This is a genomic window from Sphaerospermopsis sp. LEGE 08334 (genome assembly GCF_015207205.1).
In the GTDB taxonomy this organism is placed as follows: Bacteria; Cyanobacteriota; Cyanobacteriia; order Cyanobacteriales; family Nostocaceae; genus Sphaerospermopsis.
In genome coordinates, this window is sequence record NZ_JADEXH010000054.1 from 20,543 (window position 1) to 29,132 (window position 8,590).

Genomic DNA, 8,590 nt, shown 5'->3' on the forward strand with positions numbered 1-8,590 from the left:
GATGATGATAGGTAAAGTTATTGGTGGTCATTATAAAATCATTGATGGTCTTAGTCCTGGTGGGTTTGGTGAGACTTTTATAGCTGAAGATACCCACCTACCAGGCAATCCTAAATGTGTTGTCAAGCAACTTAGACCGAAATATCAAGGTGTACTTCAGCCCAAAAACTCTGCTTATTTTCAGCAAGCACAACGCTTATTTAACACAGAAGCTGAAGTTTTATATAAACTGGGTGAACATCCACAAATTCCTAGACTCTTTGCACACTTTGAAGAAAATCAAGAATTTTACCTTGTTCAAGAATTGATTGATGGAAATGTTCTCAAAAAAGAGTTCACCGGACAACAATGGAATGAAGCCCAAGTAGTTGATTTATTGCTAGATATCCTTACAACCTTGGCTTTTGTTCATAGCAACAAAGTTATTCACCGAGATTTAAAACCTGATAATTTAATGAGACGTAAGCAAGGTGGCAAAATAGTTTTAATTGATTTTGGGGCAGTGAAAGAAATAATGTCCCAAATTACATCTTCTTCTCAACTAACAGTTGGTATTGGTACTCCTGGTTATACGCCCAGTGAACAATTCCAGGGTAAGCCTAATTTTAGCAGTGATGTCTACGCTGTTGGTAAAATTGCCATTCAAGCCCTCACAGGATATCATTCCACACCTTTGGCTAATTGCCAAGCTAACCCCCAGTTGATAGAAATTCTAGACCAGATGGTGCGTGAAGACTGTGAGGAACGTTACCCATCAGCGCTAGAGGCTTTGGAAGCAGTTACTAAACTCATTAATATTCTGCCAACAGTTACGCCAGTTCTTAATACTCCGCCAACATTTACTCCAATTATTAATACTCCACCAGCAGTTACTAAAGTTGTCAGTCATCAACCAAGAGGAATTTTTAATAAAAAGCTAATTGGTGTATTTGTGACAGTATTGATAGCTATTGTTACAGGAGTAGTTGTCCTGACTCAGAGTATTGATATCAGTCCATCTAAAAATGAAACACCTGTAAAAGAAGAGATGCCATACTTTTAACCTAAAATAGCTACAATATTAATTTTTGGAGCAAACCCCTCACACGGAAAATAAGAAATTCGCCTATGATTTAAACTTCCTCCTTCTAGTGCAAAATGATTTATTGACTCTGGTTTATATCTTATAATAATTACAGAAGTCTATTAATTTGAATTTTAAGGTTTACCCCATACCTTACCCTAAAATGACTGGTGAAGAAATTACCAAACGTGGTAAAGAACTCTATGAGCAAATTATCCGTCCTCAAATAGAGACAGCAGAAAATATTGGTAAAATTATTTCTATTAATGTAGAAACGGGAGAATATGAAATTGGTGATGATTTAATAATCACAAGCCGAAAATTACAAACTAAACAAGCAGATGCACCAATTTGGGCGGGAAGAATTGGCTATAACGCAGTTTATGCTTTTGGTGGTACATTAATCAGGACAAAAGAGTGATACGAGGTTAAATTTATGAACAGTCAAACAATTCCTCAAAATATACCTCACAAAGACATTGCCGAATATTTCAATTTTCTTTCTCCTGGAGACATTAGACTTAAAAATTCAAGAATAGGAATTGAAACAATTTTATATGAATATATAGATGGTGGACGTTCTCCAGAAGAAATCGCCCAAATATATCAATCAGTTTCTTTAGAACAGGTATATGCAACAATTCTGTATTATTTACAAAACAAAGAAATTGTCAGCAATTACATGAAAAACTGGATAGAACATGGTCATAAAATGAGAGAACAACAAAGACTTAATCCCCCACCAGTTTCAGAAAAACTCAGACAACTGAGAAAAGAGAGACAAGGGAAAATATAAAAAAATGACAATTAAATATTTGATTGATGAAAATGTAAATCCTTTATATCCAAAACAAATTAAGCTCAAAGAACCTGATATTATCGTTCAGGTAGTAGGAGAACCTGGAATACCACCAAAAGGAACTCTTGATCCTGAAATTCTCTATTGGTGTGAAGAAAATAATTTTATTTTGGTGACAAATAACCGCACTTCTATGCCAGTGCATTTATCTGATCATATTGCCATGAATCGTCACATACCAGGAATTTTTATTCTCAATCCTAATTTAAGTGTTGGTGAAAATATAGAAGAATTAATATTAGTTGCTTTAGCTTCAGAAGATGGTGAATATCAAGATCGGATAGTCTATTTACCATTACCATAAAATCTGAAAAATCATCAAACTTCCTGACTCCTGATTTCTTACCATATTTCACCCCACTGATTCTTGCGCTTCACAATGTAACCGCGTCGCTATTCTAAACATTTCTTGACCAGTATGTAAATAACGATCATCATAATTTAAAGGAAAATAGCCCAACTCTTCCAAACCATCACCCACCTGATTTAAACTATAATAAAGATGAGCCGCCGCCCTAGCTAAACTAGGAGGGTTGGGTAAAGAACGAAAAGTATTTTGAGCCTTTTTAAAATCATCCCGACAGTTATCTAAATATTCTTGAAATTGATCTATTAACTCATCATCAAAAGGATCTGCTGCTAAGTCTTCAATTTGCTGTTCTAAAGAATTAAGAATGCGACAAAGCACGCGGTTAACCGGTTGATAAACCAAACGCAACCACTCTTCTACCTTTTCATCTGCATCTTTACCAGATTGTTTTTTAGCCTGATGTTGTTTTTGAGCAGATGCGGTTCTTTCTTGACGATGAATATTGGATGTTTGGGAATATTGTCTGATTTGTTCATCATATTTCAGACGACTTTGAACATCACTCAAAACTTCATAAGCAGCATTAATTCTAATAATTTCCTCATGATTAGCTGTTTCCTGATTACTGTCAGGATGAAACATTTTTACCAAGCGGCGATATGCTTGTTTAATCTCCGCTTGGCTGGCATTAGCATTAACTTTGAGGGTTTTGTAATGGTTAGAACCTTCCATGATTCAATAATCAGTTATTAGTTATCAGTTATCAGTTATCAGTAATTAGTTATCAATAAATTTTATTATTAATCTGTTCACTGTTCACTGACTCCTGACTCCTATGTGGGTTTAGCATTGCTAAACCCCTACTGACTGTCACCTGTCACCTGTCACCTGTCACCTAAACGCTTAGTTGACCGTCTTAGCTTCTAAATCCTGAAACAAAGGTGTACTCAAATATCTTTCGCCAAAACTAGGTTGAATCATGACTATTAAACGTCCTGCATTTTCTGGACGTTGGGCGACACGCACAGCAGCACATAAAGCAGCACCACTAGAAATCCCCGATAATAGTCCTTCTTCTCTTGCTAATCTACGACTGAAAGCGATCGCCTCTTCATCAGTGACAGAAATTATCTCATCAATCAATTTTACATTCAAAACTTGGGGAACAAAACCCGCCCCAATACCCTGAATTTTATGGGGTCCTGGTTTACCACCAGATAACACAGGACTATTAGCAGGTTCAACAGCGATCGCCTGAAAACTAGGTTTCTTCGCCTTCAAAACTTCCGCCACACCAGTAATAGTACCACCAGTACCCACACCCGCCACAATCATATCCACCTCGCCATCCGTATCTTCCCAAATTTCCAAGGCTGTAGTTTCTCGATGTATTTTAGGATTAGCAGGATTGCGGAACTGTTGCAACATATACGAGTGTGGTGTGGTTTCGACAATTTGTTGCGCCCTGCGAATCGCCCCACTCATTCCCTCAATACCCGGTGTTAATTCCAACTCTGCCCCATAGGCACGCAGCATCGCCCGACGTTCAGCACTCATGGTTTCCGGCATAGTCAAAATTAATTTATACCCCTTAGCTGCCGCTGTCATTGCCAAAGCAATACCCGTATTTCCCGATGTTGGTTCTACCAACACCGTCTTACTAGGAGTGATTAAACCTTCCCGTTCAGCATCATTAATCATACTCACACCGATGCGGTCTTTTACCGATGCCGATGGGTTCATGCTTTCCAGTTTCAGCAAAATCCGTGCTACACAACCTTCCTCTTGGGGAATACGGTTTAACTGCACTAAGGGAGTCCGTCCAACCAATTCTGTAATATTCCGAGCAACCCGCATAATAACTTTTGATTCCTTTAGATGTAGTACATGATATCTAACTGCCTCCGTGAATCTCGCTGTTCACAAAGATCCTGAAGCGAATATTTTTGTAAGACCGCATTTGCAGCTTGACGCGCTTCTTGCCAAATTTCTTCTACAATGGCACTATCTACACTTTTGGGGTTAGTATCGTCTTCACCAGTCTTAATATCAAACCCTTCTAAACATTCCAAAATATCAAAAACGCTAATTTTCCAAGGTTCTCGCGCTAACAGATAGCCACCTTTTGAACCGCGTTGACTTTTCACTATACCCCCACGCCTCAAAGTAGCAAGTAGCTGTTCTAAATAGCGATCTGGTATATCTTGTTGGGCGGCGATTTGTCGAATTTGCATCGGTTCGCCGCTTTCGTAATGAGTTGCCATTTCTAATAACGCCAGAATTGCGTATTCAGATTTACAGGATAGTTCCACAAGCAGCAATTAAGGATAAAGGATTATTAATTATTCATAATTCATAACTTTTTCTAGTATACTCCGGTTTTCCACTGGGGTTTGTACTTTTTTTGAGTATTCAGCTATCAGCCATCAGCAATCAGCTATAGCAGGTGATAGTGCTAAAAGCCTTTAACATGATTCTGCGAAAGTCCCTACCCTCAGCGTAGCGGGCAGGGAACAGGAAACAGGGAACAGATAAGGTTTACAGAGTGTTTGTTCCAAAAATGTTCAATTAATTTTGCCCAGGTACTTACTCCTGACTCAAGAGGGCAACCACAGGGGGTTGCCCCTACGACTGACTCCTGACTGTTCTAAGTTTTTTCTGCCCAAAACAAAAAACCCGCCTCATGGCGGGCAAAAAAAGATTAAAAGATTGTTAGCAGACTACCAACTTTCTTAATCTAGAAAGTAAACGTTGTTCTGAGAGTTCCAATAAAGGCATCCTGGCTATTGCTGTTCTGTCCAACAGCAGGTAACCAAATCACACCAGGGGTGACAGAGATGTTATCAGAAACGCGATACTTGTAGAAACCTTCAACTTGGTAAGGTATATCACCAGTGTTAAGTCCACCATTATTGTTAAAGGTATAGGGTTGAACGCCACCGAAAATACCTAATACGTTCCCTCTCTTACCAAAGTCAGGTAACGCTACCCCAACTCCATAACTCCAAGCTTCATAATCATCATTTGCAGCAAAGCCTGTAATATCGTGGTAAGAAAGGAAACCACTGATAGATAGTCTTTGGCTGGGTTTGAACGCTGCGGAAACACCGTAGGAGTTACTGGAAGAGCCGCTTGGTGAACTCAGATTATTAGCTAGTGTTGTACCGACAACAGCACCTCCATCACGTCCTGCATCAAACAAGGTACTACCAGCACCATGATAACCATGAACATAGGTAGCAGCTAAAGCAAGGCGATTACCAACATTGAAGTTTAACTGACCTAAAGCCGCATAGTTACCATCAAACAAACCTGCACCATTAGCAGGGTTTTCAGCCCCAGAAGTTGTGTTTCCAGAAGCCAAGTAACCTAAAGTTAATGAACTTGGTTTGAGAATACCGCCGCCTTGTCCAAAGGGTACATTAACAGCAATACCTGAACCACCACCAATTCTATAGATGGGATTTTCCGAACTAAAGGTACTTAAAGCACCATTACCGCCATCTGTTTTATCGAAGAAGTAAGGGTTGTTAACTGCTGCATAATGGCTATGCTGACCACCAGTAGCTGCTATGTAGACCTGTGCCAGACCAATAGGAGCTTCATAAGTCAGTTTGTCAATCTCAACATTGTTATTACCAGTGCTACCAACTTCAAAGGTTTGGTTAGTTTCCGCTGTGGTTCCAAAACCTTGGGCATTACCCGCAGTCAAACGAGTATTCAACATATCTCTACCTGTGAAGCTACTTTGCAGGTTCAAACGAACTCTGTTCTGCAAAACAGTTTGTCCAGGAGGAGTAGCGCCCAAAGAATCAGTGACAGCAAAAATAGCTTCACCTTGTAATTTAGTAGTAGTAGAGAATTGATTCGCTTCTAACTCGGCAGTACGGGCTTCCAAAGTATCTACACGACCCCGTAAAGTTGCCAGTTCCGCAGAAAATTCTTCTTGCAGACGCTGTAAAGTCGCTAAATCCTGTTTTGTCACCAAATCAGCTGTTGCTGTGGCAATCAATTCATTAACACGATCTAAACAAGCATTTAAACCAGCCGCAAATTCATAACGGGTTAATGCCCGGTTGCCGCGATATGTACCATTGGGATAACCCGCAATACAGCCATATCTTTCTACCAAAGATTGCAATGCTTGGAACGCCCAATCGGTAGGCTGAACATCAGAAAACTGAGATACTGATGTAACTTGCGACTGTAAATTTTGACCTTCGTGGCTGTAGCTTTGAACCTGTGCTAAAACCTGCGTTTCTGAAGCGACTGGAGCTAAAACTTCAGGCTGTTGGGAAACTTCTGTAGCGGCTTGAGTTTCCAGTGTTGATACTTCAGTGGTGGCATTTGCAGCGGCAACAGCTGTTCCTGAAACTAATAACGCTGCTCCTAAAACCGCTGGGCTAACCACCAGAGACTTCCACAAGAGATTAGACATCTTTCTTTTACTCCTCACACCGTTTATAGATGACTGTTTTTGTAGTACCTACTTATCCGAAATGCGACATCTTTCTGCGACCTGTGGATGAGGCATAGCTGCCAACACTACGATTTTAGTTTTTACAAAGTTAAAAAATGATTAACGAAACGTTAAAAAATCATGCAATTAACTTATGTAAAAGCATCTAAATCATAGTTTTATATTATAAAATATCTCAGCCTAATGATCAAGATAAAATTTATCAATTAAATACCGCGCAAATAAGCTGGTATCATATTCTCAATCACAACCAAGCAATTAACTATTTTCCACTCACACCACACATATACAGGACAAAAACATAAAAGCAGCTTTTGCTAAAAGTGTTATAAATATTCATAGTTTTTATCATCAAAGATGGTAAAATATAGATAAATCTCCAAGAGCTAATGACTATCAAATCGAGGGGTGAAAGTCCAGCTACTACAAGCTTCCTGCGTATATCGCTAAAAAAGGAGTCAAGCCTAGGTGCAAGAGCAAGAAAACGCGGTTGATACGAGGCAATCAAAACAATTAGGAGAAGTGCAAAAGTAGTCCCAGCGGCTTTTAGCTGAGGGATAGGGGGTATTGCAGTTTGCCCATTCCGGATAACACCGGTCAAAGTAGTTTGAAGACATTTGTCCATAAAATTACTAACTGTTGGTAAATGATTTAAAAAATCACATCTGTTAGATTAAATTTCTTTGCTGTTGCAATTGGACAATTTCCTCTATTAGCAAAAACCTCTCTCTATTTTGAGGATGTCCTGCTAAGTCTGAATGTTCCATGAAGCGCAGCTAAATTCTTTTAAATAAGCCATAGCCAGTTGTTTGACTTGGGAACAATATAATAGATATGTTAGTGAAGAGCTTGTCCTAAGTTGACCATTTTATAGACAATAATATACTTATGTTGACAAAAATGGACATAAGTTAGCTCAGAAAAATGCCAACTTGATATATAATCCTCAGATATCAAGTATTGAATCAGACTATTACCGACGCGAAAACCAAGCATTGATAGTGATAGTCTGTTTCCAAATCTTAACCTGAGAAAGTCGCGTTGGGCTACAGCGTGCAAGTCTACTGAGGGATAACCGCTCCCATGCTCCCGTTGAAGTAGAAAGTAAAGTCTAGCTTTGTCTAGGTTTTATATAGCAGATTTCAAAAACAAATAGAATAATTGCAGCATTAAAAAATAATACACCCATAAAAGACTATCCGCCCTAAATTAAATCTGATGATCTAACTTAGGGCGGTCTAGCGGGTCTTCAGGTTGCAACCAGACTGCCGGAAGGAACTCCGACTTTTAGCCTAGCTACTTGAGCTAACTTAGTATCTCAGGATAACTAAATCTCAGGATAACTAAGGCTAACTTTTAGAGAACAGCCCCGGCGCACAGCCGGCTAACTGCAACCTGATGACCCATGCTTTTACTACTTTCTATCATGGGCATCACCTCCTTGTTGCCTAATCGGTCTTAGTTTCAAAAAGGCAGAGCGCAAAACTCTGGGTTTTTAACCTAAAATTATCATAACACAAAAAATTATTTTGGCAATAGTCAGGAGGTGATTGGTGATTGGTGATTGGTGATTGGTGATTGGTGATTGGGTAAAAATCAATAATGACGGCTAATGACTAATGACCATTAAAAAACCCCAGACTATAAGCCTGGGGGTAAATTAAAAAGGATGAATACTAAAGGATTTGATTAATTCATCATCAAATTAGAGAGCGTTACCACGTGGTAATACTTCTTCAGGGAATACAAATTGTTCGTGGGGTTGGTCTTGAGGAGCCATCCAAGCGCGGATACCCTCGTTCAACAAAATGTTTTTGGTATAGAAGGTTTCAAATTCTGGGTCTTCTGCTGCCCGTAATTCTTGGGAAACGAAGTCAT

Annotated in this window: 8 protein-coding genes and 1 pseudogene; 4 read left to right on the top strand and 5 right to left on the bottom strand. The window is 39.2% G+C overall.

What is annotated here, in order from left to right:
• The first annotated feature begins 1 nt into the window (after position 1).
• From IQ237_RS22770 to IQ237_RS22785, 4 genes are all read left to right on the top strand, one after another.
• The gene (locus IQ237_RS22770; RefSeq protein WP_194059271.1) at positions 2-1,042 is read left to right on the top strand and encodes a serine/threonine-protein kinase; all 1,041 of its coding nucleotides are present in this window, start codon (positions 2-4) and stop codon (positions 1,040-1,042) included.
• A gap of 184 nt (positions 1,043-1,226) precedes the next feature.
• Positions 1,227-1,484, top strand: coding sequence for a hypothetical protein (locus tag IQ237_RS22775; protein WP_228020628.1), 258 nt, complete (start codon positions 1,227-1,229; stop codon positions 1,482-1,484).
• Positions 1,485-1,499: 15 nt separating this feature from the next.
• Positions 1,500-1,859 (top strand): DUF433 domain-containing protein, encoded by a 360-nt coding sequence (locus tag IQ237_RS22780; RefSeq protein ID WP_194059272.1) that lies wholly within the window; start codon positions 1,500-1,502, stop codon positions 1,857-1,859.
• A gap of 4 nt (positions 1,860-1,863) precedes the next feature.
• Complete coding sequence (locus IQ237_RS22785; RefSeq protein ID WP_194059273.1) at positions 1,864-2,226, top strand: DUF5615 family PIN-like protein; 363 nt, start codon at positions 1,864-1,866, stop codon at positions 2,224-2,226.
• A 48-nt stretch (positions 2,227-2,274) separates the two neighbouring features.
• Here IQ237_RS22785 and IQ237_RS22790 read toward each other — a convergent pair whose 3' ends face one another.
• The 5 genes and pseudogenes from IQ237_RS22790 to IQ237_RS22810 all read right to left on the bottom strand — a co-directional run.
• Positions 2,275-2,964, bottom strand: a complete 690-nt coding sequence (locus tag IQ237_RS22790) for a J domain-containing protein (RefSeq protein ID WP_194059274.1) — start codon at positions 2,962-2,964, stop codon at positions 2,275-2,277.
• 171 nt (positions 2,965-3,135) lie between these two features.
• Positions 3,136-4,089 (bottom strand): cysteine synthase A, encoded by a 954-nt coding sequence (cysK, locus tag IQ237_RS22795; protein WP_194059275.1) that lies wholly within the window; start codon positions 4,087-4,089, stop codon positions 3,136-3,138.
• A gap of 17 nt (positions 4,090-4,106) precedes the next feature.
• The gene (locus IQ237_RS22800) at positions 4,107-4,544 is read right to left on the bottom strand and encodes an Rrf2 family transcriptional regulator (RefSeq protein WP_194059276.1); all 438 of its coding nucleotides are present in this window, start codon (positions 4,542-4,544) and stop codon (positions 4,107-4,109) included.
• Between the two features lie 425 nt (positions 4,545-4,969).
• A complete protein-coding gene (locus IQ237_RS22805) occupies positions 4,970-6,670 on the bottom strand; it encodes an iron uptake porin (RefSeq protein ID WP_194059278.1) in 1,701 nt (566 codons plus the stop codon).
• Between the two features lie 1,747 nt (positions 6,671-8,417).
• Positions 8,418-8,590: pseudogene (locus tag IQ237_RS22810) on the bottom strand (photosystem II D2 protein (photosystem q(a) protein)); the annotation flags it as partial.